This window comes from Candidatus Omnitrophota bacterium (genome assembly GCA_028707125.1).
Taxonomy (GTDB): Bacteria; Omnitrophota; Gorgyraeia; order Gygaellales; family JAQTUX01; genus JAQTUX01.
Genome location: JAQTUX010000001.1, coordinates 738,228 through 763,621, shown reverse-complemented (window position 1 = coordinate 763,621; position 25,394 = coordinate 738,228). Strand labels below are relative to the sequence as shown.

Below are 25,394 nucleotides of genomic sequence, written 5' to 3'. Positions count from 1 at the left end.
CCGATACATGACCGTAACCCGGACCGTTACCGACAACTATTTTAAAAAGACTTCCTGCGCCGCCCTGACACCGGCCCCTAACTGAAATTTATAGCCCATCTGGTTCAATACCTTTTCCAAACAGGCGATACCGACAATGATATCAAACTCCTCTATGAAGCCCATATGGGCTATCCTGAAGATCTTCCCCTTTAATTCTCCCTGGCCTCCGGCAATGGTGACCCCGTAAGTATCCCGCATGGTCTTGACCAGCTTTTCTCCTTCTATGCCCGCAGGCACCTTTACGGCCGTGACCGCGTCAGAGGCGGCATCAGGCGCAAGCAGCCCCAGGCCAAGCGCCTTGACAGCCGCCCTGGCGGCATCCGCGAGCCGCTTGTGCTTCTTGAAAACCTCCTCCAGCCCGTCCTGCTTTATCATTTTCAGGCTCTCGTTCAAAGCGATGATCAGCGATATCGCCGGAGTAAAAGGCGTATCGGTCTTATCAAGCGCCTTCTTCGCCTTATTTAAATCAAAGTAATAACGGGGGGACTTTGTTTCCTTAACGCGCTTGCCCGCCTTCTCGCTTACGCTGATGAAGCCCAGCCCCGGCGCAAGCATCAGCCCCTTTTGCGAACCGGCCACAACGACGTCAACCGACCACTCATCGGTTTTGAGGTCAACCGCCCCCAGGCCGCTTATGGCGTCAACCACTAAAACCGCGTCGGTACCTTTTACGATCTCGCCCAGCGCCTTGATGTCATTAGTGACGCCTGTGGATGTCTCGCAAAGCGTGGAAAACACCGCCTTGATCCCGGGGTTGGATTTAAGGGCCTCCTTGACAACATTCGGCTCAACTGCCTTGCCGTCCTGCACCTTGATCACCTGCGCGTTTACGCCGTAAGCGGCGCAAAGCTCGGTCCATCTTTCCCCGAACTTTCCGCTTTCGATCGTAATGGCGCTGTCGCCGGCAGAAAGCAGGTTAACCACTGCCGCCTCCATCGCGCCCGTGCCTGATGAAGCAAGGATGAATACGTCGTTCTTTGTCTGAAAAACATACTTCAGGCCATCCTCCGCTTCCTTCAGTATCCCCTGAAACTGCGGAGTCCTGTGGTGTATGATCGGCCTGGCTTCGGCCTCAAGCACGTTCGGCGGAATGGGCGTAGGCCCCGGTGTTAATAAGTATCTCTTCCTCATAAATAAATTCTCCTTTCCAAACCCTAAACTCTAAATCCTAAACCCTAAATAAACCCAAAACCCCAAACTCAAATGTCAAAACTTACTTGCTGTTTTGTGTTTTGTATTTTGAGTTTGTTTAGAGTTTAGTGTTTAGGGTTTAGTGTTTTAATTATCATTTCTTTTTATGTGTGATCACCTCATCGATAAGGCCGTATTTTTTTGCCTCATCGGAAGACATAAAATAATCTCTATCCGTATCCTTCTCGATCTTTTCCAGCGGCTGGCCCGTATGGCTGGAAAGTATCTGATTTATCTTATCTTTCAAGCTGAGGATCTCCTTGGCGTGAATGGATATGTCCGACGCCTGGCCCTGCACGCCTCCCCAGGGCTGATGTATCATCACGCGCGAATGGGGCAGGGCGTAACGTTTGCCCTTAACACCCGCCGCCAGAAGCATCGCCCCCATGCTGGAGGCCTGGCCCACGCAATAAGTGGCCACGTCCGGCTTTAAAAATTGCATCGTATCGTAAATGGCAAGGCCGCTTGTTACCGAGCCGCCCGGAGAATTTATGTATATACTGATCTCCTTGCTTGTATCCTCCATCTGTAAAAACAACATCTGGGCTATGATAAGATTGGCCACATTATCATCAATGATCGTGCCGATGAATATTATCCTGTCCTTAAGAAGGCGGGAATAGATATCGTAGGCGCGTTCAAAACCCCTCGGGTTCTGTTCGATAACCATTGGTACCAGAATTTGTCCGTGTGTCCCCTGCATATATCCTCCTCTCCAATTCCCCACACGTAAGTGTGGAGTCAGTTATGTTATTATCCTCGACGGGACATCCCAGTCGGCGGCCTTAAGCAAGAACTCCATCACCTTCTGAGTCACCTGATTGTCTACGGTTATATTCTCTTTCTGCGCTATACTTTTGAATATAAGGTATATCTTCACCTGCGTTTCGGCATTTGCCTTGAGTTCCTTCTTCAAATCTTCGTCCTTGCCCTCGATCTGCTCCTTGGTAAAACCCCTCATCGCAAGCTGCATCTTGGCGTCGGAGGCAAGCTCATCAAGGCGCCTGGCCAATAAACTCTGCGGGACGCTTAAGGAAGAACTCTTTAGAAGCTCGTCTATTATCTTCTGCTCTATGCCCGACCTTATCTGATTTTCTTTTTGAAGATACAACTGCATGCGCACCGACTCCTCCATCTGCTCATTACTGGGGTAGCCGAGAGCGCGCGCGAGCCCTTCGCCGGGGACTTCCAGCCCGCCCTTTTCCTTCAGCGCCTCTATATACCTTTTGACGTCATCCTTGCCGATCTTTACTTCTTCCCATTTGACCTTAATGCCCTTATATTCGCCGAGCTTGACCTCCGGCTCAACCTCAACATCCGCCTTAAAGGAAATATTCGCGCCGCTTAAATTGACGTCGCTGACATTGAGGACGCTTACTATATTAATCTTGTCTTCATCCGCCGCCTTCTTCAATAGATCCGGAACAAGCTCGTTGACTACCTGTTGATGGGCATGAGATGAATAATGTTTTTCCAGGATATCGCGCGGCACCTTGCCCGGCCTGAAACCCTTGACCTTCGCCTCTTTTGAGATCTTTTCGTAAACCTCGTTGAATTTACCGGCTACCACATCGGCGCCCGCCTCAATATGCACTTCCATCTTTGTGGCGTCTATCTTCTTGATCTGTTTTTTCACTTAAGCTGCTCCTTCCTGGCTTCACATTTTGAATTTCTCCCCCAGGTATAACTCTCTGGCCCTGGGGTTATCTATCAGATCGCCGGCGCTGCCGGAGATCAGGATCTTGCCGTCCGCTATCAGGTACGCCCTGTCGGTAATGGCAAGGGTCTCCCTTACATTATGGTCAGTCAATAATATGCCCAAACCCTTGGCCTTAAGCTCCCTTATTATTTCCTGCGCTTCGGCGACCACGATGGGGTCAATGCCTGAAAACGGCTCATCCAGCAATATAAAGGAAGGGTTGGTGACAAGCGCCCGCGTGATCTCAAGCCGCCTTCTCTCGCCGCCCGAAAGGGTATAGGCCTTTGACTTGGCAAGATGGGCGATATTCAATTCCTTCAACAGGCCTCTGAGGCGTTTCTCTCTTTCTTTGGGGCCCAACGGCAGTATCTCCAGTATGGCCATAATATTTTCTTCTACCGTGAGTTTCCTGAACGCGGATGCCTCCTGGCTTAAATAACTTATGCCGAAATGCGAACGCCTGTGAATGGGGAACCTGGTTATATCATGATTGTCAAAGATGACTTTGCCCTTGTCGGGCGGGATCACCCCTACTATCATATAGAAGGTCGTGGTCTTGCCCGCGCCGTTGGGGCCGAGCAGCCCGACTATCTCACCGCGCTTGACTAAAAGGTCTACGCCCTTTACGACCGTCCTTCCGCCGTATGATTTGGTCAGGCCCTTAATCTCCAAAAGATGCATCCAGCCCTCCGCCTTCAGACAGAATCATAAGTTTAGGCCTGCCGGTAAGCACGACCCTTTTCTCCTCGGCAATATACTCCGCTTTCTGGGCGTAACTCTCGTTCTCGCCCTTTACTATCTTCACATTACCCTCTGCCACTATCTTTTTTATACTGCCCTTTTTCTGGCCGGTCTTGGGGTCAACCTCCCCCGACATGCTGAAATGGACGTCCATCCTGTCGCTGTAGATCTGATTTTCCCCGTCATCCGCCTTAACGTTCTCGTTAAACACCGCGACCTCTTTGCCGTAATCGACTTCAAGCGCTCCGTCGCAGGTAATGGTGACCGTACCCTGGGCCTTCTCTCCCTCCTTGGGCTCTATCTCAACCTTAACATCCTTCTGCAGGGTCACGGTCTGGAGGTCTGTCTTTCCCTCTGCCCCTGTGCCCTGCGTGTGCATATTCTCCCTGTAAACATTCACCCTGTCCGGAGTGGTGACCAGTTGTTTCTCCCTGTCCCAATCCAGCGAATCCGTGGTCATCTTGGCGCCGGATTTTGTCGTGGCCACCACGTTGCTTTCAAGGTGCATCTTGCCGTTTGCCTTGTCAAAAGAGCCGCGGTCGGCGGTAAGCGTGATGTCGTCTTGATCACCGTACATATCCGCGACTATATCGGTCAGTTTTATGTTGCTGGAATATATATCGGCGTTCTTGCCGTTAAGCTGCCAGGTCTTCTTCCCTTGTTCGCCGAAGCCGGCTATGCTGAACTCCTCCATCTGCTGCTCCGCATCTTTCTGCTCCTCTTCAGCGGAAGCGAGAAAGGAGCTCGCCGCTATAAAAATACAAAATAATAAGAAGAGAATATTATATTTAGACATATTTCGCTATTACCTCATCCCACTTCCCCTGCGCCTTAAGGATAAGCTCGGATATCTCTCTGACAGCTCCCCTGCCGCCTGACTTTTTTGTTATATACGCCGCCTTATTTATGACTTCCGGGCAGGCATTGCATACGGCGACAGGAAGCCCTACCGCCTTCATCAGGCAGAGGTCAACGAGGTCATCTCCTACGAACATAAGTTCGTCGGCAGCCACTTTAAAACGGCCAAGCACCTTGCCCAGGCAGGATGTCTTGGGCGAAAGGTCCTCAAAAATAAAATCAACCCCCATATCTTTTGCGCGCGGCCTTATCGCCTTTGAGCCGCGCGCGGTCACCAGCACGACCTTGATGCCCGCCTTTTTAAGCAGGTGCACGCCCATGCCGTCGTGGACATCAAAAAATTTCATGTCCCTGCCTTTGGAATCATAGATGATCCTGCCGTCCGTCAGCACCCCGTCCACGTCCAGCAGCAGGACTTTGACCTTCTTTAGTTTTTCTGTAAGATTATCCATATCCTAAACTAATCCCGCCTTAAGCAGATCCTGCACATCAAGCATGCCCACAGGCCGCATTTTCTCATCTACGACAGGCAGCTCATCGATCTTTTTATCCTTTAATATCTTCAGCGCCTCTACAGCCAGCCGCTCTTTTGTGATCGTTGCCGGCCTCCTGGTCATGACTTCAGAGATATGACAGTTGGCAATATCGATATCCGACTCAAGATGCCTTCTCAGATCTCCGTCGGTAAATATGCCGCTCAGTTTTCCATCTTTGCCTACAATTGAAGCCGCGCCCGCGCGCGCCTGCGTGATCTTGTACAGCACCCTGGAAACCTTCTCGCTTTCTTTCACTACCGGATTATCCCTGCCTTTGCGCATTATATCCGCGACCTTCAGCAGAAGCCGCTTACCCAGCGAACCGCCGGGGTGATACAGCGCGAAATCCTCTTCGCGGAAACCCTTCTTTTCCTGAACGCAGACGCTAAGCGCGTCCCCCATGGCCAGCATAGCGGTAGTGGAGGCCGTGGGCGCCAGACCTAAAGGGCATGCCTCTCTTTTCACGCTGACGTCCAGGACCACATCGGAATAGCGCGCCAGCGTTGACCTTGGGCCGCCTGTAATTGATATAAGCGTGGAACCGATCTTTTTTAATATCGGGAGCAGCTGCTTTACCTCTTGCGTCTCTCCGCTATAGGAAAGGGCGACTACCACATCTTCCTTCCTGACCCTGCCCAGGTCCCCGTGTATCGCTTCCGCGGAATGAAGGAACAAACTGGGCGTGCCCGTAGAGGCGAGCGTCGCGGAGATCTTCTGGGCGATGATGCCTGCCTTGCCCATGCCGGTAAGCACGACCATTCCCTTACATTCGTATATGGTCCTCACTGCCTTATTAAAATCTTCGTTTAGCCGGGGCGTAAGGCCTTTTATCGCCTCGGCCTCGATCCTCAAGACCTCTCTTGCCCTCTTTACGCACATTTCAACGCCTCGTTTATTTTAATTACCTGGGAAAGTAAATGCTTGACCTCATTCAACGAGATCATATTGGCCGCGTCGCAAAGCGCCGAATCAGGGTCAGGGTGGACTTCCAAAAACAGCCCGTTACAGCCGAAGGCAACGGCGGCGCGCGAAAGACCGGCAACATACTGCCTCTGCCCCGAAGAGGCATCGCCTCTTCCGCCGGGCAGCTGCACGCTGTGGGTGGCGTCAAAGATAACCGGGTAGCCGCTTTCGCTCAAAACGGCAAGCGACCTCAAGTCAACGACTAAATTGTTGTAACCGAAACTCACGCCGCGCTCGGTGATCAATATGTTCTTATTGCCCTGTGATTCCACTTTATGCAGCACCGGGATTATATCCCAGGGAGCCATGAACTGCCCCTTCTTTATGTTTACCGGCTTCCCTGTCTTTGCCGCGGCAACAAGCAGGTCGGTCTGGCGGCAGAGGAACGCGGGGATCTGGATCACGTCCAATACCCCGGCAGCCTCCTTTACCTCTTCCCTGCAATGCACGTCGCTGAGCACGGGAACGCCGATCTCTTTCTTAACGCGCTTAAGCACATTAAGCCCTTTTTTTATGCCGGGGCCGCGAAAGGACTTGCCTGAAAGCCGGTTTGCCTTATCGTAGCTGGCCTTGAATATGAACGGTACCTTAAGCCCGTCGCAGATCGACTTTAATTTTCCCGCGCAGGACAATGCCATTGCCTCTGATTCAATGACACAGGGCCCGGCGATCAAAACCAGAGGGCTGTCGGCGCCTATCTTTATCTTTCCTACCCTTACCGTCTTCATAGCCCTTCCCTGAGCAATCGCTCTACCTTGGCTATATCTTCAAACCTGTCCACTCCCACGGTATCAAATCTGGTTTCAAGAACTTTAATGCGCAGCCCATGCTCCAAAACCCTCAATTGTTCCAGTTTCTCCGCCAGTTCCAGTTTTGACTTCGGGATATTCTTGTAAGTAAAGATGAAATCCTTGGTGTACCCATAGAGCCCGATATGTTTATAATAAACCGGGGCCGGCTCATCCGCGCTTTCCGAACGATGATAAGGAATGGCGGAGCGGGAAAAATAGATCGCGAAGCCGTCTTTGTCGGTTATGACCTTTACGACATTGGGGCTGGAGACCTCATCCGCCGACTCTATCTTCTTCATCAGCGTTACCATATATACGTCCTTATTGCCCAGGAGTTCGCTGGCAACATTATCTATCATCGCGGGATGGACCAGCGGTTCGTCTCCCTGAATATTGATCACGATGTTCACATCAATGGGATTGATCACCTCCGCGATCCTGTCTGTGCCGCAGGAATGCGCCTTGGCGGTAAATACCACCTTCGCCCCAAACCCCTCCGCGGCCCGCGCCACCTTTTCGTCATCGCAGGCAATGACCAGGTCATCAAGCAGCTTCGCCTGTTTGGAACGCTCCCAGACATGCTGTATCATCGGCTTGCCCAATATATCGGCAAGCACCTTGCCCTGAAACCTGCTTGAACCAAACCGCGCCGGTATTACTCCGATCACGTCCATTGTAAACGCTCCCTTAGTTCCTTTCTATCCGTCGTAGCCACGCCCAGCTTTCCCACGACTATGCCGGCGGCGTGGTTAGCGATAAAGGCGGCCTCCGCGAGCCCGGCGCCTGAGGCAAGCGCGAGGGTCAGGGCGGCGATCACGGTGTCGCCTGCTCCAGATACGTCAAAAACCTCCTGCGCGAAAGTAGGTATGGGGGTAACCCTTCCCGTCTCAAATAAACGCATGCCTGACTCGCCAAGAGTGATAAGCACGGATTTACACCTTAAGTATTTTCTTAGCTCTTCGCCTGCCAGATTAATATCGTTGTCGCTCCTCAGTTTATCGCTGTAAATATCAAGGGCGTTATCTTTATCCTTTATCTTTATATACCTTATGGCGCATTCCGCCTCCCTGCGGTTAGGGGTTATGCAGGTCACAGACAACGCCCTGTAAATATCAAAATGTTCTTCCTTCGGGTCAACGGTTATTATCTTGCCGCCGCCGACCGCGCTCTTCAGCGTCCTGAGGGCCTTCTCTGTTATGACGCCCTTTCCGTAGTCCTCAATAATGACCGCGTCAAACCTGGACGCGTTTTTAAGGATATATTCGCACATCCTGCCTGATGTCTTATCCGATATCGCGGACTCATCTTCCCAGTCCACCCTGACTACCTGCTGTTTCTGGCCCAATACCCTGGTTTTAAGTATGGTCTGCCGCGCGGCGTCCTGAATAATACCTGCCGTGCCTATGCGCCTTTCCTTAATCTCGGATAACAACTTCTTCGCAAGCAGGTCCCTGCCTATGACCCCGACGAGTTGAGCAGAGCCGCCTAAACTTGTGATATTGGCGGCTACGTTGCAGGCGCCGCCGGGCAAATACTGCCTCTCCTTGGCATGCACCACAGGCACCGGCGCTTCCGGAGAGATCCTGTCGATCTCTCCGAAAATATACTGGTCAAGGATGAGGTCTCCGACTACAAGGACCCTGGCCCGGGAAAACCCGTTAATGATATTTTTTATCCGGTTCTTGTTGATGTTCATCGTATCTTCTCAATGATCGCCGCGTACAAAAGCGGTATCATTATCTCATGGTGGCCTAAGATATAATGCCCTTTTCCCGAACCTTCGGTGGGGCGGCAGACCACATTCATCGCCGGCCGGTAATGATAATACATATCAAAGTTTGCTGAAGTAAAGTTTCTGATGCTTCCCTTCAGGTTACGGGCCAGATTCAACGCCTTCAGGAAAACCTCCGGAAGCACTACCGTAGAGCCGAAGTTGATGACCACGCCGCCGTTATCAAGCTTAGCGGTCTCCTCAACCAGCCGGTAAAAATCTTTAGCGCTTGCCTCGCCGCAGGCCGCGCCGTCAAATGAAGGATGCTGATGTATTATATCCGTGCCTATCGCCACATGGACGGTAACGGGGATATCCAGCCTGTAGCCGCAGGACAGGATGCTCAGATGCCGGTTGGGCAGCCGCTCTTTCTCGATCTTCAACCCTACCGCCTCTCCGATGCCCATACCCAGCCCATTGCCCTCTTTAACCGCGGCATTGATAAATTCCGCGGTCTGGCGGGACATGCCGAATTTCCCGCTTTTCAGCGATTCGCCTACGTCTTCAGAGGTCTGGCCGCAATAGGCCAGCTCAAAGTCGTGGATGATGCCCGCGCCGTTCAAGGAAATACAGCTGATTATGCCCCTCTTCATTAAATCGATCAAAAGAGGGCCCAGGCCGCATTTAATCACGTGCGCCCCGCACATGAAGATCACGGGTTTCTTTTTCCGACGGGCAGATATAACAGCGTCAACTATCTTCCTGAGCTCGGAGGCCTTCAGAATGTCAGGGAGCGAATCGTAGAAGCCCTTAAAACTTATGCCTTTTCTAAGGACTTTGGCGAATTCAGAGACCTTGACCTTGCTCTTGCGCTTAGTCAGCGAATATGTTTTTATCTTATTGATATCTATATTCATAGGAGTTTAAATAATAGCATATTTTGCCGCTTTCGTCAACGTATATCAGATTTCAGCAGCTCCTTTGCCGCCGCGAAGACGTCATCCACGGTTATGGCCTTGAGACAGGCAAAATGCTTGACGCAGTTGTGCGCCAGGCATTCTATGCAGCCGACATCTTTCTGCAGGACCCTTACCTTCTCGCCTAAAGGCCTCCAGCGCAAAGGTCCTAAGCCCGGCTGCTTTCTGCCGAAAATGGAGACCACAGGGGTGCCTACCGCGGAGGCGATATGCGCCGGCCCAGAATCATTTGAGATGAATAAACTCCCCCATCTTAATAAAGAGACCATTTCACCCAGCGATAATTCTCCGGCCAGATTTAAAACAGGATGTTTTATCAATGAGACAACACCGTCCACTATCGGCTTATCCCCCTTGTTGGATATAACTGCGACTTTTACTTCCAGCTCATCTATGAGACGGTTGGCTAACTCCGCGAAGCGCTCTTCAGGCCAGATCCTGGAAATACAGCTGGCGGAAGGATGGATTATCACGAATTTATCTTTCTCGCATACGTTATTTTCTCTAAGCAGCCTTCTTATTCTGCCTTCGGCATCCTGCTCAAGGGGGACGAACAGTTCTTTCTCCCGCGAATCGATCCCGATCAATTTCAAAACATCAAGGCAGTATTCCAGTTCGTGCTTCCGGCCTTGCGGCTTGATATAAGGCAGCTTACGCGTAAGAAGAAATCCCGCCCTTCTGGCATAACCGATCCTGACAGGTATGCCGGCAAAATAAACGGCAAAATTGACCCTGTTTGTTGAATGCAATATAACGGCCAGGTCAAATCTTCTCTTTTTTATCCGGCTGATCAACCTTAAAATTCCCCTGAGGCCCTTATGCTCTCCCCTTTTATTCAGGACGATCAATTCATCCAGATAGGGATTACCCTTGAGCAGCGCGGAAGTCTCCGGCGCGGCCATTACGGCTATGTAAGAAGACGGATACCAGTCCCGCAGCGCCTTGATTACGGGCGTAGATAATATTACATCGCCCATCCTGTCTGTGCGGCAGATAAGTATGCGTTTAAATTCTAATGGTCTTTCTGATCGCATCGATCACCTCAAATGGAGTTACCGACTTAAGGCACTCCAATGTCCCATAGCGGCATTGCGCCTCCCGGCAGGGCGCGCAGGCAAGAGAAGCGCGCAAGACCACGCATTTATCCGACCATGGCCCGTATCTTCTTTCGTCTGTAGGCCCGAATATCGCCGCTATGGGGCGGTTTAAGTAACTTGCCAGATGCATTGTCGCGGAATCATTGGTAAGAAGCAAGGATGCTTTATTGAGCAAGGCGGCAAGTTGGCGCAGAGATGTCCTGCCGCAAAGGTTAACAACGTCCTTCAGCCCTGAGCATATAGAGCCGCATGTGGGCATATCGCCCTCATCCCCGACAAGTACGGCCTTAGGGAGAATGCCGGGCCTTACCGCCTCAATTACTTTCTTGAAATTATCCGCTGCCCAGCGTTTTGTGCTGCTCCTCGCGCCGGGGGCGATGGCCAGAAATCTATCCGCGCAGCCGATGCCGGATCTGCCGAGGACATCGTCAATATAGCGCCTGTCGTTATCGCCGATATGGAAACTCGCCCGCTCAAATTCTTTAGCCCCGCTGATCCGGCTGTCAATCAACCCCCTTATCTTGAACAGGTGCCTGTCTTTGGCATGCGCCAGGTCCTCAGGCGGCCTGTTAAAGGGATTACTGCGAAAGCTGCTCTTGAGCAAAATGCCGAACATCGTGTTCCTTAGATCAATTACCATATCAAACTTCTGGGCGTTCAGTTCGCTGAACAAACGGATCTTCTCCCATACGGAAGAATGCTTGTCATAGACAATAAGGCGCGCGATCCCGGGGTTATTCTCAAATATCTCTTTTGGCCTTGGGCCGCAGACAACAGTGATCTTTGCTTCAGGATATAGGCCGATCAAGGCATCCAGGGCCGGCAGCGTCAGGATTGTGTCACCGATGTTGCTGAGGGTAACAAAGAGTATTTTATACATAATTGCGACTACAGACTTACGTCTGTAGTATCCATTCCCCACACGTAAGTGTGGGGTCTCATTTCGTCCGCATCTCCCTCACCGCCGCCAGGACATCATCCACCCTGATCGCCTGCATACAACGGTTCTCCTGACATTTAAGATTATAGCAGGGTATCTTGCAGCCAACATCCTTCTGCACAATGATATTATCGCCTTTCAGGTACGGCCCGGTCACCTCGGGAGAAGTCGGCCCAAAAAGGCAGATCGCCCTCGCGTCCACGGCGTTGGCTATATGCAGCGGCGCGCTGTCAGCTGAAACCACGATGTCCATCAACGTGAATAAAGCGCCTAATTGTTTAAGCGTGAGTTTTCCCGCGAGATCCAGCGGTTTATTCTTCATGGAAGCGGTGATCTCTTTAACTAAACCACTGTCCTTGCCCGCGCCTACGACAATAACCCTGGCGGCAAAATCAGAGACCAATCTATCGCAAAGCGAAGAAAAATTATCTTTAGGCCACCTTTTGGGCTCCCAGTTACCTCCGGGATTAACCGCGACGCAGAAATCACCCTCTTTTACCCCTGCCTCCCGCAGCAACCCGCGCGCAAAAACCCGGTCCGCCTCTTTGAAATAGAAATCCAATTTCTTATTTTCCGGCCGGGCGCCGATCACCTTTGCCAGATTCAAATAGAAGTCAACCCTGTGCGTATTATTCATATCGGGCAATGCTACGACATCGGTCAGGAGAAAATTCCGTTTCTTATAATTGTAGCCGACCCTTCGGGGGATGCCCGCGAGAAACACAAGCAGGCAGCGTGTCAGCGAACGGTGCAGCATAATACAGGTATCAAACCGCCTGCCGCGCAGTAAAAATATGAATTTGATCAAACCGAACAAACCCGCGGGCGGCGACTTCTCGTCAAATGTCAGTATCTCGTTTATGTGCGGATTGTCTTCCAGCATCTCCCTGCAGCGGGGCGGGATAACGCTGGCGATGAAGGCGTCGGGGAAGCTCCTGCGCAGCGCCCTGATCGCCGCCGTAGAGAACAAAACATCGCCTAACCAGTTGACGTTATAGATCAAAATGCGCTTAGGGTTTTGCATATGATACGCACTCCTTATAGACATTCTCTGTCTCCCGCGCCATCTTTTCCAGAGAAAAATTCTCCCTTACAAAATCTCTGGCCTTATGCGCCATAAGATACGCCTCATCTCTGTTTTTAAGTAAAAATGTGATTGCCCGCGCCAGCCCTGCCGTATCCTTTGGCTCAACAAGCAGGCCTGTTTCAGCGTTTTTTATCAAAGCGGGTATGCCTCCGATGTTAGAAGCAGCGATGGGAAGCCCTGCTGCCATTGCCTCCATAAGCGCGAGACCTAAACCCTCCTGCAAAGAAGGCATCACGAACACATCCATCGCGGCCAACACCTCAGATGTATTGGCAACCGACGGCATGATAACGGTTTTTTCTTTCAGCCCTAACTTACTGATGATCTTATCCAATCTGCCCCGCTCCCTTCCTTCGCCCACAATAAATAATTGCGCCTCGGGTAACTCCGAAAGGACCTGCGGCATCGCTTCAATAAGATACATGTGGCCTTTAACATCTGAAAGCCGGGCAATGATCCCGATCACAGGGCCGTCTTTCAGGCCAAACCTGCCCTTTATTCCCGCCGTCTGCGTATTATTGACATCACTAAACGCCTTTACGTCCACGCCGTTATATACCACCCTTACCTTTTGCGGGGTAACGCCGAGATCGCCGGTCAAATGCTCTTTCACCGCTTCGCTTATGGCTATGACCCGCATCCCCCAACATGGAAAAACCATTCTGGACAGGCGCCTCCTGAAGAAGCCATGACAGGTAGACAAATGCGGCAACCCGGAAAGCCTGCTTAGCAGGCACCCTAAAACCTGCGTTACTCTCGTATGGGAATGAATAATATCTATACCGTTATCCCTGGCATATCCCGCCAGTTTCAGCGCCGCGGCCAATACCCTGGGGCTCACCTCACATTTTGTGCGTATGGGAATAGTAAAGTGCGGTATACGCAGATCCTCCAGCCTGCCCGCAGAATCTCCTCCGCTGGAAGCGACATAAATATTATTACCGCGCCCAGCCAGGCCCCTTGAAAGATTAAGGATATAACTGGTGATCCCGCCGCAGTTAAAATGATTTGTCAGTATTAGAATCTTCATTTCCGACCGCTTATTTAATCAATCCTTTCTTCAATATATAATCATGAATAATCCCTGAAATTATCCGATGCCCTTTCAGGTTAGGATGCATATCATCATTAATATCCTCCCTTAAACTGTAAAGATCATATGCCGATAAACCGTCATATAAGTTTATATAATCCAACCCTAATTCGCCTGCGGCTGTGTTAAGGCATCTATAATTGCCCCTGCGATACTCATCGTACTCACTAAGCGGCTTAAGATAAGGAAATATTGTCAGCAACAAGGTAATTTGGTTTTGAGAGCATATTTCCTTTATCTTCTGTAAATAATCTGCCCCGGACTCCTGCTTCATAAGCATATCGCCTGCTTTTCTTTCATTTAATAAGAAGAGTTTGTTAAGCCCCAGGGTTATAAACCGATAAAGATGCGAATGCTTCATAAGAAAAGGGTTGACATTATAGGTCCTTGATACCTCGGATATCGGGAAACAATATTCAATGACGTCATTTTTGGCCTTATAATAAATATTCATATTTAGTTCAAAATCATTCATAAAAAGGAAAGTAATAACCATGTCGGGATTATAATCCAATCCTCTATGTTCTAAGAACCTGGCGTAGCGTCGTACGTCGTAACTGCCAGTGCCGAGCGTCCAAACCTGAAATACGTACCTCTTGCTAAGCAGAGGGTCTGTATTCAAGCGGGCCTCTAAGAACACGCTCCCATAACCCTGCTCAGCAATAGAATCGCCGATAACAAGTATACGGTATACCCCTTTATCCTTGGCTAATTTATACTCCCTGCCTATCAACCCATAAGAGTTTATATCGGGATGAGAATTTGGTATCAATTCATAACCCAGCAGGTCCGAAGGGCGATATCTGGCCACTGATCCGCTAGCAAAAGGAGAAGGATTGACCCTTGACTTAAATGAATCACAAGAATAACCGAGTACCGGATTTATACGCAGAAGTAACTCTGATGCCAACAGTCCGCAAACTATGCCAATTAATACCGCCGACAATATTAATAATGCCTTCCTAATCATGACTGCTTTCTATTCTCAATAATTTCTCCACCGCCTCAAGCGCCTCATTGACGGTTATGCCGGACATGCACAGAGCGTCTTTGCATTTCGGCTTGTAGCAAGGCGAACAAGCCAGGTCTTTCTTGAGCAGGACGCATTTTTCTGCCGGAGGCAGGTGTTTCACCGGATCGGTTGGCCCGAACATTGCCACAAAAGGGACCCCCAGCGCCGCCGCCATATGCATGGGGGCCGAATCCTGAGTTATAAACACGTCGCATTTCTCTATGAGGCAGGCCAGTTCGTTAAGGTTGGTCTTACCGCAGGCGATTATGGGCTTGCTCTGCGCCCTGGCCATCGCGTAAAGCTCCTTTGCCTCAGGCAAATGGCGTTCCTGGCCGGTAAGTATGCAACGCACGCCGATGTTGGAGAGGCCGTCGATCAACTTAACCACGTATTCCTTCGGCCATTGTTTTGACTGCCATCTGCCGGAAGCGCCTATATTCATGCCTGCCAGATATTTGGGCCGGGCTAAAAATTGCGAACCGAGAAAGTCCTCCACGCGCCGCCTGTCTTCGTCTTTAGGCCAAAGCTCCAGCCGGTCATCCTCGAGCTCTATGCCCAGCATACGCAGTATCCTGAACTGGTGCTCAACAGGAGACAATCTTTTCTCCGGCCACCTCACCTTCCTGTTAAGAAGAAAACTGAACTTCCCGTTATCGTACCCGTATCTTTTTAAAGACATGGAAAGCCGGCTTAAAATATGGCTGGTGCGGTTATTCTGCAGGTCTATAACGAAATCAGTATACTTTTTACGCAGGAGTTTACCCGTCTTCAGGAGGCCCCTGACTCCCTTGTCTTTACCCTTATAATCGTAAAGGATCAACTCATCTATATAGGGGCATCTGTCCAGAAGCTCCCTCGCCTCTTTTCCCACAACACAGGCGATCTTGTAATTATCCTTTTTGAAATTCTTCCTGACCGCCCTGAGTGCCGGCACAGACAGTATTATATCGCCCACTGCCCCGAGCTTTATGATCAGAACGTTGAATTTGCTGCCCGCCTCTTCATAAACCTTAAGCGTATTTGAGACCATAAGCTCAACGTTAAAGTCCCTTTTGACCTTCTCGTAAGCGGAATATACCAAGCTGCTCCTGAGCTTCTCATCCTTTATGATCTTCATCATTGCCCTGTGCATGTCTTCCGGGTCATTGGGAGAGACCAATAATCCGGTCTTTCCGTCATCTACGATATCCACCACCCCTCCCACCCTTGTTGCCACTACCGGCACGCCCGAAGCATGCGCCTCGATTATCACCCTGCCGAATGCCTCCTGTGTAGTCGTAGCCATTACAAGCATATTGAGCTGAGAGAGAACGCCAGGGATGTCCTTCTGGTTACCCAGGAATTCGGTACAGTGAGAAAGCCCCAGCCGGCGCACCATAACGCCTATCTCCTCCTTATACGGCTGCTTTCCCGGCGCGGCGTCTCCGACGACCCAAACCTTTATTGCCGGATGCTGGCGTAAAACCTTTGAAACGGCCTTCAGGAAATCAATGTGCCCCTTGATAGGGCTCAGCCGCCCTATGATACCTATATTGAAGCACGACCAGTCCCTGTCCCTGGGCGGGATAAACCTGAACCTCTCAAGGTCCACGCTCCTCGGCACTATACGAACGCGCTGCCGCAGGACCCCGAAGTCCTCGATCATATGGCGGGCTATGGCCTGGCTGGGGGCAATGATGAGTTTACCCCATCCCATCACGGAACTGAAGAAATGCGTGCTGTAGAACCCGTGGCAGGTAGTTATAAATATCGTATCCGTTATCCGCGCCGCGAAATAACCTATCCAGGCAGGCACGCGCGAACGGCAATGCACTATACGGATATTTTCGTCCCTGATCACCCTGGCAACCTTCCCTATTGTCTTTAAGATGCTTATCAGTGACTTCCTGTGAACGGGCAACGAATAGTGTTTCGCGCCGGATGCCTCAAGGCCCGCCACAAGCTCTCCGCCGGCAGAGATCACAACTACCTTATGGCCCTGCCTTACAAGGTATTTGGCAAGGTCTATCGTCCCTGTCTCTACCCCGCCCACATTCAGTTCCGGAACTATCTGTAAGATATTCATATGTCCTCTACAGGCTTACGCCTGTAGTATCCTAATTCCCCACACGTAAGTGTGGGGTCCACGGCTCTACACACTTACGTGTGTAGAATCTGACTATACTAACAAATCAACAATCTTTCCTCGGACACGCTCCAAATCCCGCAAGACCTTAGGGCTATGCTCTGTGATATTGGCGACATTGAAGTCAGAGATATACCCGCCTGCCTTGAGATTATCCAGAAAACGCCTGTGCCGCTTGTCTCTTATTCTCTCCGCGTCAAAGACAAATACGGGCTTTCCGCTTGAGGCGGCCTCGGAGATCATTGAAATACTTTCAGGCGATACTATCACCGCGCTGCTCAAGGCAAGGATGCCCGGCACAGCCCCTTCAATGTTCTTCTCATTAGCAATGATCAAAAGCCGGCAGCGCGGATACGCCGCGAATTCATCCTTTACAAGGTTCTCAATATCCTTTGATGTCCTGCGCGAGGTAGTCAGAAGGGCCTCCCATCCATTCTTCTCGCAAAACGACTTTAGCGCCTTAAAGATATCGCGCGCCGCCTCTATATTCAACCCATAATCCTTTGCGTCGCCGCCCAAAAGAATGCCTAAATATTTCCTGTCCGGCTGAATATTCAAACCGGCGTTATTAATCAATGCCCTTCCTGCCTCCTGAATTGTGGAATCATCAATCGTATTTAACGCGCCTTCCGTAACTACGATATTTTTAAGCTTCCCGCTGAGCCTGTCATGCTTAGGCGCTATGACCAGATCAAACCTCCTGGGGCTGAATACGCCCGGCCGCATAACCGCGACTGACTTTGCGCCATTTTCCTTTGAGATAAGCAAGTTAACCCCCGCGAGCGATGAGCCGCAGGATACAACCATATCCGCGTAATAATGGATCAATTCTTTGTAACATTCTTTTTTAAGGCAGGACTTCAATATAAAAACGCGGCAGATACGGCCGAATCCCGATAAAAACACAAGAAAGTAAAATAAAAATTTCATAAATAAGTTCTTGTATTCTACCTTCGCGATCTTACCGACTACCTGCCGCTTCCCCATTCCCGCGGCCTTCAGCACCGCTTCTGACTGATTCAGATGGCCTTGTTTTCCATCGCTTAAAATAAGCGCGTCCCGCTTCGTAGAATACTTCCAGCGCTTATAAAACCAGAGGTATTCATTCGGAAAACTCCCCACATAGGACTCAATATATCTATTTATCATCCTCAGATTTTCATCCACATCCGTTGCCAGACGTAAAGGAGGAGAAAGAACAACTTTATGGTAGGCGCCTTTCCGGCGTATGACATGAACCATAATGATGGGAACATTAAGCCGTTGCGCTAACTTTACCGCGCCCTGAGGCGTAGATGCCGGGCGTGAAAAAAACTCTATCATGCTGCCCTCCCTGCCGCCTCCATGGTCAGCCACGATCCCCAGCACCCTGCCCGCCTTTAGATCGGCCATTGCCTCTCTGGCGCTCTTATCCACGGGTATCAATTTATATCCCTTTGACTTTCTATAATCGTTAAGCAGCTCATTCAACAGGCCGCTCTTTCTCTGCTCCTGTACGATAACGCTGAAAGGATAACCAAACGCCGAACACATGGACATTGCCAGCTCCCAGTTGCCGAAATGAGAGGCCAAAATTATCAGGCCCCTCCCCTGCCTGAAACATTCTTCAAAATACTCTCTGCCTTCTATGGTCACAAATCTCTCTAAATACCGCTTATCCACCTTGGGCAGCCGCAGCATCTCAACGAAACTCAGGCAGATGTTCACAAAACAGCCCTTAAGTATTCTCTGCAGTTCTGCCGGCTCCTTAGAAGAGGCAAAGGCAATGCGTAAATTCTTATAGGCAGCGTTTCTATGGCGGCGGTCAAGATAATACCCCAGCCTGCCCAACAGCGCGCCTGTAAATATGGCGCAGCCGACAGGCATAAGCATAAAAACCCCGCTTAAAGACTTAAGCAGTATATAAAGAAAGTAATCTCCGGACAAATTCATCCTTGCTGTGTGTTATCTCCAGCTCCGCTTTCAGCGCCAGCGCGCGCAGGCCGCCGAACAAAGCGCGGTCCCTTATCCTTACCGCGTCCTTCTGGCTGGTGATCACCGTATTTATACTGCTCCTGCGGCAGACGGCCCTGATCTTTATAATATCGCTATCGCTGTAAAGATGATGGTCGGGGAATTTTAAATGCAGCTTTATATATACGCCGCATTCGCTGACTGTCTTCTCAAAAGACCCGGCATCGCCTATGCCGGAAAATACGCAGGCCGCCTCGCCTTTCAGCGAATCCACCTCCAAGGTGCTTTTTTCATCGGCCAGATCATAAAAATACCGAGGCACATAGTCAGAATACGCCATCAGGGCAGAAGGGTTTATGCCCCTTATCAACGCTGCCAGTTTTTCCCTTTCCTGTCTTCCCGCCTTTGTAAACAAGATTATATCGGCGCGATTCAGCGAGGAAGGCGGCTCCCTTAATATGCCCCGCGGGATCAGGCGGCCGTTACCGAAAGGATCGTTGGCGTTGAGCAGGACGATGTCCAGATCGCGCTCTAATTTCCAATGCTGAAACCCGTCATCAAGCACAACAGTATCCGCTTTTATTTCGCCTGCCGCCTTAGCGGCAGACCTGCGGCGGTCGGCGTCTATCAATATCGGCACATCGGGAAAATCCTCGGCCAGCATATATGCCTCATCCCCTATACCCTTTATTCCGAATTCCTCAGGCCTGCCTTTCACAATAACAGGGCTGTTCTTATCCTCGCGTCCGTAGCCTCTGATCAAGACCGCCGGATTGCGGCCGTTATCTTTTAACACCCGCAAGATCAGTTTGACTAACGATGTCTTTCCTGTCCCGCCCCAGGTGATGTTGCCGATGCTTATTACCTTGCAGGCAGGACGGAATGCCCCTGACAAAGCAATCCTGCGGCAAATACGTAGAATAATTCCATAGACCAGAGAAAGCAGAAACAGGAATACTTTTAGTATGCCGGCTATAATGCCTTTCTGACTATCGGTTGCTAAATTGTAAAAATACCGCTTTATCATAATATCCATCCCCACACGTTAGTGTGGGGTATACTCCAATATCCTTCCAATCTCCTCTATTGTCCGCGCTACGGCGCCTCTGTTCTTCTCAACCACTGAACGGGCGTTGTTGCCTAACTTTTGCCTGACATCTTCTCTGCCCAGAATATCCTTAAGAGCGTTTCCTAATCCAGCTTCATCCTTTACCTGTATCGCTGCTTCATCCTTGAGGAACATCTCGGCAATATCCCTGAAATTGGACATATGCCTGCCGAACACGATCGGCTTGCCGAAAAATGCCGGCTCAATGATATTGTGGCCGCCGTGCTCGATCAAACTGCCCCCTATGAACACAACATCGGCCATATTATATAATGACGGCAACTCGCCTATGATATCCAGAAGAAATACGCAGTTCCTGCCCGCGGGACAGCCCGCCTTTATCCGCGAGATCCTCAAGGCGTCAAACCCCATTTTCCTGGCCAGCCCCTCTATCTCGCCGCACCGTTCTATATGCCTCGGCGCGACTAAAAGCCTCAAATCCGGAAACTGCCTGCGCGCCTGCCTGTAAACGCCCAGCAGTATCTCCTCTTCGCGCGGATGCGTGCTGCCGCAGACGAACAGTTTCTCATCGCTTTTAAGCCCGATATCCAGAGAATGCGCGCTGATCTCCAGGTCAAACTTCATATTGCCCGTTATTTTGACTTTTTTATCATCAACTCCCAGCTGGACCAGCCGCCTCGCGTCCTGGTCAGAACGCACGCAGAATAAGCTTACCTTATTTAATATCGGCTTGAATAAAAATTTCATGCGGTAATAACCTTTGAATGACCTGTCGGAAATACGGCCGTTCACGATCGCTGTCGGCACCCCGCTTTGTTTAAGATAAGAAAGAAGGTTCGGCCAAAGCTCTGTTTCAACCGCGATAAATAAACACGGCTTGATCCGCCTTATTACGCGCTTGATGATAAAACTCAGGTCAAAAGGCAAATAGAATATCTGCGCGTTATTACCGAATAATTTTACCGCCAGCTTATTGCCGGTTGTGGTTACCGTTGAGATGACGATCTTGTTCCGGCTGAATTCCCTGCCTGTATCACGGACAAAGGCCTTGATAGCCATTACCTCACCCACGCTTACAGCGTGGAGCCATATCAGCCCCGCGCCAGGGGCTTGTTTCAGCCGCAAAAACCCCATCCGCTGAAAAATACCCGCGTTGATCTTGCGCTTCGCCAGAGAATACGGCAGGTAAATCAACGCAAAAAACAGAAAAAATAAATCGTATAATATAAACATTCTACTCTACGCTCTCGGATGCGCCTTATCATACACCTTCTTCAATTTATCGGTAGTAAGGTGCGTGTAGATCTGTGTGGTTGAAAGATTGGCATGCCCCAGCAGCTCCTGCACCGAGCGCAGATCAGCTCCCCTGTCAAGCAGATGAGTGGCAAAGGAATGCCTTAACGTATGCGGGGAGGCGCCGTGCTTCCGGCATACGCGGTGAATATAGTTATCTATGATCATCCGCACCCCTCTTGTGGTGATCGGCCTTTTATTCTTGTTAAGAAACACCCGCTCGCTGTCTTTATCCCTTTTTTCCAGGTATGCCTTCAGCGCGTTCAGCGCCTTATCCCCTATGGGAAGTATGCGCTCCTTCCTGCCCTTGCCCATGACCTTGACTATGCCGCCTATAAAATCAATGTCGTCTATGCGCAGGCCCACGAGTTCGCTTACGCGCATTCCCGTGCTGTAAAAAACCTCCAGTATCGCCCTGTCCCTGAAGTCCATCCAGTCGCGGCCTTCAGGGGCGCCTATAAGCTTCAACACCTCATCCTCCGTAAAAAATAAAGGGAGATGCTTTTCCTGTTTGGGGCTGTGAAGGCCAACTATGGGATTTGACTTAAGGTGCCCCTCACGGCATAAGAATTTGAAAAAAGAACGAAGGCAGGAGAGCCGCCGTGAGACAGTCCTCTGCCCAAGATTATGCTCTTTCAGGAAAGCCAGGTACTTCCTCAGAAAAAGATAATCCACCTTGTCAAGAGCCATATCTCCCAGAAAACCGGCAAAGTCGCGCAGGTCATGCTCATAATTATCGCTTGTATACTGGGAGTAATTCTTTTCGATCTTCAAATAATTAAGAAACTTTTCTATATAGCGCAGCATCATTGATCTTTATCTTCGGGTTCGGGTAATTTGTTCGCGGTATACCTGCATTTGGGGAAATTGCTGCAGCCGTAGAAGGCGCCCCTTCTTGAGTGGCGCTCGATCAATTCTCCGCCGCATTCCGGCTGCGGGCATTTTATCCCCGTGGTTATGGACTTTGAGCTCTTACAGTCGGGATAACCGGAGCAGCTGAGGAACTTTCCCCTCCTGCCCCACTTTATCACCATCGGCTTTCCGCATACGCCGCATACCTCATCGGAGGTGATGATTTCCTTTTTGATGTTCTCCTGCGCGAAATCCAGGCTTTGCTTGAACGGCTCATAAAAATCACTCAATACCCTGGCAAGCTCTATCTTGCCTTCTTCAATATCATCCAGCTCTTCTTCCATCAACGCCGTGAATTTAACGTCCATGACTTTGGGGAAATATTCAACCAGCATATCGCAGACCTTCATCCCCAGTTCCGTGGCGGAAAAATAGCCCTTCTGCCTCCTGACATAATCCCTGTAGACAATCGTCTGTATGATCGGCGCGTAGGTAGAAGGCCTGCCGATGCCGTTTTCTTCCAACGCTTTTACCAGAGAGCTTTCAGAAAACCTGGCAGGCGGCTTGGTAAAATGCTGGCCGGGGTCAAGTTTTACCAGGTCAAGCGGCTCGCCTTTTTCTAAAGCAGGCAGGATATTCTTTTTCTCTTCATCTTCCTCTTCTAATTTATAGATAGCAAGGAAGCCCTCAAAGACCACATTAGAGCCGTTGGCGACCAATTGATATTGATCCGCGGTGATATCAACCGCCGTATTCAGGTAGACCGCCGGTTTCATCTGACTGGCAACAAACCTTTTGTAGATCAGATCATAAAGTTTATACTGGTCGCCCGTAAGGAAGCTTTTGACCAGATCGGGCGTCCTTAACACTGATGTCGGCCTGACCGCCTCGTGCGCCTCCTGCGCTGACTTTTTTACCTTATAAACGTTGGGCTCATCAGGCAGGTATTCCTTGCCAAACCTCTCAAGGATAAAATTCCTCAACTCCCCTATGGCGGAATTCGCCACCTTGGTTGAATCGGTCCTCATGTAGGTTATAAGGCCGACCGGGCCTTCATCGCCGAGCTCTATGCCTTCGTAGAGCTGCTGCGCTACCATCATCGTCTTGGCGGCGGTGAACTTAAGCTTGTTAAAACCGTCCTGCTGCATAGTGCTGGTCACAAAAGGCGCGAAGGGATTCCTCCTCTTTTCCTTATCCTGGACATCCTCCACCTTGAACGACTTTTCTTTCAGGTCGTTGATTATGCCGTATGCCTCTTTCTCATTATTTATCTGGACCTTCTCGCCGGCTATCTTCATCAGCTTCGCCTGGAAACTCTTGTGGCCGCGCTTAAGCGCGCCGGCTTTCTGCTTCATCAGTTCCGCCTCTATATCCCAGTATTCCTGCGGCTTGAACGCCTGAATCTCCCTTTCCCTTTCCACGATCAGCCGTAAGGCGACCGACTGGACCCTGCCCGCGCTCAGGCCCCGCACGATCTTCCTCCAAAGCAAAGGGCTGAGCAGATAGCCCACTATTCTGTCCAGTATCCTGCGCGCCTGCTGCGCCTTGACCAGATCCTCATTTATGTCCACAGGATGGGAAAAGGCGTTCTTTATCGCCTGAAGGGTTATCTCGTGGAACGCGACTCTGAGGAATTTCTTCTTATCCTTCATGCGTTCCATGATATGCCAGCCGATCGCCTCTCCCTCCCTGTCAGGGTCTGTGGCAAGATATACCGTATCGCTTTCGGCTACGGCCTTCTTTATCTCTTCAAACACCTTCTTCCTGGAAGGCATGACCACAAAACTCGGCTTGAAACCGTCTTCTATGTCTATGCCGATGTTTTTCTTGGGCAGGTCTATCAAATGGCCCATGGAAGAAACGATGTTATATTTCCCGGCGAGAAACTTGCCTATGGTCTTTGCCTTTGTGGGCGACTCAACTATTACAAGCGGCTTTTTTTCCTCTGACATTCATACCTCCGTAAGATTGTAAGTTTAACTCCTCTAATATATCCTCCACATCGGTGACCAATTTTGCCCCCTGTTTTATCAAATTATTGGTCCCGTATGAGGTGGAAGAATTGACCTCTCCCGGTAAGGCAAATACCTCTCTGCCCTGTTCCAGGGCGCAATCCGCGGTGATCAGCGCCCCGCTATTCTCCGCCGCTTCAATAACTACAATACCCATTGAAAGGCCGCTGATTATCCTGTTCCTGCGGGGAAAATTATGAGGGAATGGCCCGGTATCAAGAGGAAATTCCGAGATAACCGCGCCGCTGCCCGCTATTGAATAAGCCAGCTCCTCGTTCTCCGGCGGGTAGATATTATTCAGGCCGCTGCCTAAAACCGCTATTGTATTTCCCTTACTGCTAAGCGCGCCCCTGTGCGCGGCAGTGTCAACGCCGCGCGCCAGCCCCGATATTACCGTTATGCCTGAAGCCGCTAAGCCGGCGGCAAGCCGCTGCGCGGAAGACAGGCCGTAAAAGGACGCGCGCCTTGAGCCGACAATGCCTACGGCTGTATCGAATTGCAGATCGCCCATGACATACAAAACAAGCGGCGGGTCGTAGATCTGTTTAAGAATGGCGGGATAATCCTCATCAAGCATGGTGATCATCTTGATCCCCTGCTTCTCTGAACGGGACATCTCTCTCCTGAAATCAACCTCTCTTACCGCAATCGCCCCTGCCCTGATTATCCCTGCCGCGGAGCCAAAATGCTCAAGCAGGCGGCGAAACCTCACAACGCCCATATCCGCGCTTAAGTGCAGCCATATTAACGCTTCTCTTTCCGTCATCACTTTAGATATTCCTCGATCTTTTCAACTACCTCTTTCACCGAAAGCCCGGAGGTATCAATTGAATGATCTGCCCTGGCATAGAAAGGCGCGCGTAACTTTAATAGTTCCTTGATCCTGACGTTCGGGTCAGGCACATTGAGCAGCGGCCTGTGCGCGTAACCGGCAGTCCTCTCTAATATTACCTCAACCGAGGCGCTCAGACAGATGATCTTGCCGCTATCCTTCATAGTCCTTATATTACCGTCATCCATAACAATGCCGCCTCCGCAGGCAACCACAACGCCGTCTTGCCTGGCTGCCTGTTGAAGCGCCTCTTTTTCCAGCTGCCTGAAATGCGGCTCTCCTTCCCTGGAAAAGATCTCGCTTATCTGCCGCTTCTCTCTTTTCTCGATGATGCCATCCAGATCAATAAAATGCCGCTTAAGCCGCTTTGCCAGCTCTCTGCCCACAGCGCTCTTGCCGGTCCCCATAAAGCCTACCAGGTATATATTATCAGCCATATTGCCTCCTGAAATCATCTGAACCGCAATTCTAACACAGAGTTACGTTGCTGTCAACACATTCTCCCCTTACCTATATATGT

The 25,394-nt window shown here is 50.5% G+C and carries 24 protein-coding genes; all 24 read right to left on the bottom strand.

The annotated features are described in order from the left end of the window. Positions 1-36: 36 nt before the first annotated feature. The 24 genes from PHR44_03830 to PHR44_03715 all read right to left on the bottom strand — a co-directional run bounded on the left by PHR44_03830 (position 37) and on the right by PHR44_03715 (position 25,311). Complete coding sequence (locus PHR44_03830) at positions 37-1,173, bottom strand: alanine--glyoxylate aminotransferase family protein (protein MDD4909791.1); 1,137 nt, start codon at positions 1,171-1,173, stop codon at positions 37-39. Between the two features lie 154 nt (positions 1,174-1,327). After that, positions 1,328-1,936 (bottom strand): ATP-dependent Clp endopeptidase proteolytic subunit ClpP, encoded by a 609-nt coding sequence (gene clpP, locus PHR44_03825; GenBank protein MDD4909790.1) that lies wholly within the window; start codon positions 1,934-1,936, stop codon positions 1,328-1,330. Between the two features lie 42 nt (positions 1,937-1,978). Further along, a complete protein-coding gene (locus PHR44_03820) occupies positions 1,979-2,869 on the bottom strand; it encodes a trigger factor (GenBank protein MDD4909789.1) in 891 nt (296 codons plus the stop codon). 21 nt (positions 2,870-2,890) lie between these two features. Continuing rightward, a complete protein-coding gene (lptB, locus tag PHR44_03815; GenBank protein MDD4909788.1) occupies positions 2,891-3,613 on the bottom strand; it encodes an LPS export ABC transporter ATP-binding protein in 723 nt (240 codons plus the stop codon). Further along, positions 3,594-4,469: an LPS export ABC transporter periplasmic protein LptC gene (gene lptC / locus PHR44_03810; GenBank protein ID MDD4909787.1), complete on the bottom strand. Its 876-nt coding sequence runs from the start codon at positions 4,467-4,469 to the stop codon at positions 3,594-3,596. The genes lptB and lptC overlap by 20 nt, the downstream gene beginning before the upstream one ends. Next, a complete protein-coding gene (locus PHR44_03805) occupies positions 4,462-4,983 on the bottom strand; it encodes an HAD-IIIA family hydrolase (GenBank protein MDD4909786.1) in 522 nt (173 codons plus the stop codon). The genes lptC and PHR44_03805 overlap by 8 nt, the downstream gene beginning before the upstream one ends. A gap of 3 nt (positions 4,984-4,986) precedes the next feature. Beyond that, positions 4,987-5,946 (bottom strand): KpsF/GutQ family sugar-phosphate isomerase, encoded by a 960-nt coding sequence (locus tag PHR44_03800; GenBank protein ID MDD4909785.1) that lies wholly within the window; start codon positions 5,944-5,946, stop codon positions 4,987-4,989. Further along, the gene (kdsA, locus tag PHR44_03795; GenBank protein MDD4909784.1) at positions 5,937-6,758 is read right to left on the bottom strand and encodes a 3-deoxy-8-phosphooctulonate synthase; all 822 of its coding nucleotides are present in this window, start codon (positions 6,756-6,758) and stop codon (positions 5,937-5,939) included. Before kdsA ends, PHR44_03800 begins: the two co-directional genes overlap by 10 nt. Further along, complete coding sequence (gene kdsB, locus PHR44_03790; GenBank protein ID MDD4909783.1) at positions 6,755-7,495, bottom strand: 3-deoxy-manno-octulosonate cytidylyltransferase; 741 nt, start codon at positions 7,493-7,495, stop codon at positions 6,755-6,757. Before kdsB ends, kdsA begins: the two co-directional genes overlap by 4 nt. Continuing rightward, positions 7,486-8,517 carry a PfkB family carbohydrate kinase gene (locus PHR44_03785; GenBank protein ID MDD4909782.1) on the bottom strand — a complete coding sequence of 344 codons (1,032 nt, stop codon included), beginning with the start codon at positions 8,515-8,517 and terminating at the stop codon, positions 7,486-7,488. Before PHR44_03785 ends, kdsB begins: the two co-directional genes overlap by 10 nt. Beyond that, complete coding sequence (locus PHR44_03780) at positions 8,514-9,449, bottom strand: hypothetical protein (protein MDD4909781.1); 936 nt, start codon at positions 9,447-9,449, stop codon at positions 8,514-8,516. The genes PHR44_03785 and PHR44_03780 overlap by 4 nt, the downstream gene beginning before the upstream one ends. Positions 9,450-9,484: 35 nt before the next feature. Then, positions 9,485-10,543 (bottom strand): lipopolysaccharide heptosyltransferase II, encoded by a 1,059-nt coding sequence (gene waaF, locus PHR44_03775; GenBank protein MDD4909780.1) that lies wholly within the window; start codon positions 10,541-10,543, stop codon positions 9,485-9,487. After that, positions 10,515-11,486, bottom strand: a complete 972-nt coding sequence (locus PHR44_03770) for a glycosyltransferase family 9 protein (GenBank protein MDD4909779.1) — start codon at positions 11,484-11,486, stop codon at positions 10,515-10,517. The genes waaF (PHR44_03775) and PHR44_03770 overlap by 29 nt, the downstream gene beginning before the upstream one ends. A gap of 58 nt (positions 11,487-11,544) precedes the next feature. Continuing rightward, the gene (gene waaF / locus PHR44_03765; protein ID MDD4909778.1) at positions 11,545-12,594 is read right to left on the bottom strand and encodes a lipopolysaccharide heptosyltransferase II; all 1,050 of its coding nucleotides are present in this window, start codon (positions 12,592-12,594) and stop codon (positions 11,545-11,547) included. Beyond that, positions 12,557-13,663 carry a glycosyltransferase family 4 protein gene (locus PHR44_03760; protein MDD4909777.1) on the bottom strand — a complete coding sequence of 369 codons (1,107 nt, stop codon included), beginning with the start codon at positions 13,661-13,663 and terminating at the stop codon, positions 12,557-12,559. Before PHR44_03760 ends, waaF (PHR44_03765) begins: the two co-directional genes overlap by 38 nt. Positions 13,664-13,673: 10 nt before the next feature. Continuing rightward, positions 13,674-14,537, bottom strand: a complete 864-nt coding sequence (locus PHR44_03755) for an SGNH/GDSL hydrolase family protein (GenBank protein MDD4909776.1) — start codon at positions 14,535-14,537, stop codon at positions 13,674-13,676. Between the two features lie 151 nt (positions 14,538-14,688). Beyond that, positions 14,689-16,803, bottom strand: coding sequence for a glycosyltransferase family 9 protein (locus PHR44_03750; GenBank protein MDD4909775.1), 2,115 nt, complete (start codon positions 16,801-16,803; stop codon positions 14,689-14,691). Positions 16,804-16,896: 93 nt separating this feature from the next. After that, a complete protein-coding gene (locus tag PHR44_03745; GenBank protein ID MDD4909774.1) occupies positions 16,897-18,795 on the bottom strand; it encodes an ELM1/GtrOC1 family putative glycosyltransferase in 1,899 nt (632 codons plus the stop codon). Beyond that, positions 18,755-19,843 carry a tetraacyldisaccharide 4'-kinase gene (lpxK, locus tag PHR44_03740; GenBank protein MDD4909773.1) on the bottom strand — a complete coding sequence of 363 codons (1,089 nt, stop codon included), beginning with the start codon at positions 19,841-19,843 and terminating at the stop codon, positions 18,755-18,757. The genes PHR44_03745 and lpxK overlap by 41 nt, the downstream gene beginning before the upstream one ends. Positions 19,844-19,861: 18 nt before the next feature. Continuing rightward, positions 19,862-21,118, bottom strand: coding sequence for a 3-deoxy-D-manno-octulosonic acid transferase (locus PHR44_03735; protein ID MDD4909772.1), 1,257 nt, complete (start codon positions 21,116-21,118; stop codon positions 19,862-19,864). Positions 21,119-21,124: 6 nt separating this feature from the next. Further along, positions 21,125-21,985 carry a tyrosine recombinase XerC gene (gene xerC / locus PHR44_03730; GenBank protein MDD4909771.1) on the bottom strand — a complete coding sequence of 287 codons (861 nt, stop codon included), beginning with the start codon at positions 21,983-21,985 and terminating at the stop codon, positions 21,125-21,127. Next, positions 21,985-23,982 carry a type I DNA topoisomerase gene (gene topA / locus PHR44_03725; protein ID MDD4909770.1) on the bottom strand — a complete coding sequence of 666 codons (1,998 nt, stop codon included), beginning with the start codon at positions 23,980-23,982 and terminating at the stop codon, positions 21,985-21,987. Before topA ends, xerC begins: the two co-directional genes overlap by 1 nt. Next, the gene (gene dprA / locus PHR44_03720) at positions 23,948-24,808 is read right to left on the bottom strand and encodes a DNA-processing protein DprA (protein MDD4909769.1); all 861 of its coding nucleotides are present in this window, start codon (positions 24,806-24,808) and stop codon (positions 23,948-23,950) included. Before dprA ends, topA begins: the two co-directional genes overlap by 35 nt. After that, positions 24,808-25,311, bottom strand: coding sequence for a shikimate kinase (locus tag PHR44_03715; GenBank protein MDD4909768.1), 504 nt, complete (start codon positions 25,309-25,311; stop codon positions 24,808-24,810). Before PHR44_03715 ends, dprA begins: the two co-directional genes overlap by 1 nt. Between the last annotated feature and the right edge of the window lie 83 nt (positions 25,312-25,394).

Coding starts and splice junctions, on each gene's coding strand:
- PHR44_03805 (MDD4909786.1), bottom strand. CDS start 4,983: ATGGATAATCTTACAGAAAAACTAAAGAAGGTCAAAGTCCTGCTGCTG.
- PHR44_03800 (MDD4909785.1), bottom strand. CDS start 5,946: ATGTGCGTAAAGAGGGCAAGAGAGGTCTTGAGGATCGAGGCCGAGGCG.
- PHR44_03715 (MDD4909768.1), bottom strand. CDS start 25,311: ATGGCTGATAATATATACCTGGTAGGCTTTATGGGGACCGGCAAGAGC.
- PHR44_03770 (MDD4909779.1), bottom strand. CDS start 11,486: ATGTATAAAATACTCTTTGTTACCCTCAGCAACATCGGTGACACAATC.
- PHR44_03745 (MDD4909774.1), bottom strand. CDS start 18,795: ATGAATTTGTCCGGAGATTACTTTCTTTATATACTGCTTAAGTCTTTA.
- topA (MDD4909770.1), bottom strand. CDS start 23,982: ATGTCAGAGGAAAAAAAGCCGCTTGTAATAGTTGAGTCGCCCACAAAG.
- PHR44_03780 (MDD4909781.1), bottom strand. CDS start 9,449: ATGAATATAGATATCAATAAGATAAAAACATATTCGCTGACTAAGCGC.
- kdsB (MDD4909783.1), bottom strand. CDS start 7,495: ATGGACGTGATCGGAGTAATACCGGCGCGGTTTGGTTCAAGCAGGTTT.
- PHR44_03750 (MDD4909775.1), bottom strand. CDS start 16,803: ATGAATATCTTACAGATAGTTCCGGAACTGAATGTGGGCGGGGTAGAG.
- waaF (MDD4909780.1), bottom strand. CDS start 10,543: ATGCGATCAGAAAGACCATTAGAATTTAAACGCATACTTATCTGCCGC.
- lptC (MDD4909787.1), bottom strand. CDS start 4,469: ATGTCTAAATATAATATTCTCTTCTTATTATTTTGTATTTTTATAGCG.
- clpP (MDD4909790.1), bottom strand. CDS start 1,936: ATGCAGGGGACACACGGACAAATTCTGGTACCAATGGTTATCGAACAG.
- kdsA (MDD4909784.1), bottom strand. CDS start 6,758: ATGAAGACGGTAAGGGTAGGAAAGATAAAGATAGGCGCCGACAGCCCT.
- PHR44_03735 (MDD4909772.1), bottom strand. CDS start 21,118: ATGTTTATATTATACGATTTATTTTTTCTGTTTTTTGCGTTGATTTAC.
- xerC (MDD4909771.1), bottom strand. CDS start 21,985: ATGCTGCGCTATATAGAAAAGTTTCTTAATTATTTGAAGATCGAAAAG.
- waaF (MDD4909778.1), bottom strand. CDS start 12,594: ATGTCTATAAGGAGTGCGTATCATATGCAAAACCCTAAGCGCATTTTG.
- PHR44_03785 (MDD4909782.1), bottom strand. CDS start 8,517: ATGAACATCAACAAGAACCGGATAAAAAATATCATTAACGGGTTTTCC.
- PHR44_03830 (MDD4909791.1), bottom strand. CDS start 1,173: ATGAGGAAGAGATACTTATTAACACCGGGGCCTACGCCCATTCCGCCG.
- dprA (MDD4909769.1), bottom strand. CDS start 24,808: ATGACGGAAAGAGAAGCGTTAATATGGCTGCACTTAAGCGCGGATATG.
- lpxK (MDD4909773.1), bottom strand. CDS start 19,843: ATGATAAAGCGGTATTTTTACAATTTAGCAACCGATAGTCAGAAAGGC.
- PHR44_03760 (MDD4909777.1), bottom strand. CDS start 13,663: ATGAAGATTCTAATACTGACAAATCATTTTAACTGCGGCGGGATCACC.
- lptB (MDD4909788.1), bottom strand. CDS start 3,613: ATGCATCTTTTGGAGATTAAGGGCCTGACCAAATCATACGGCGGAAGG.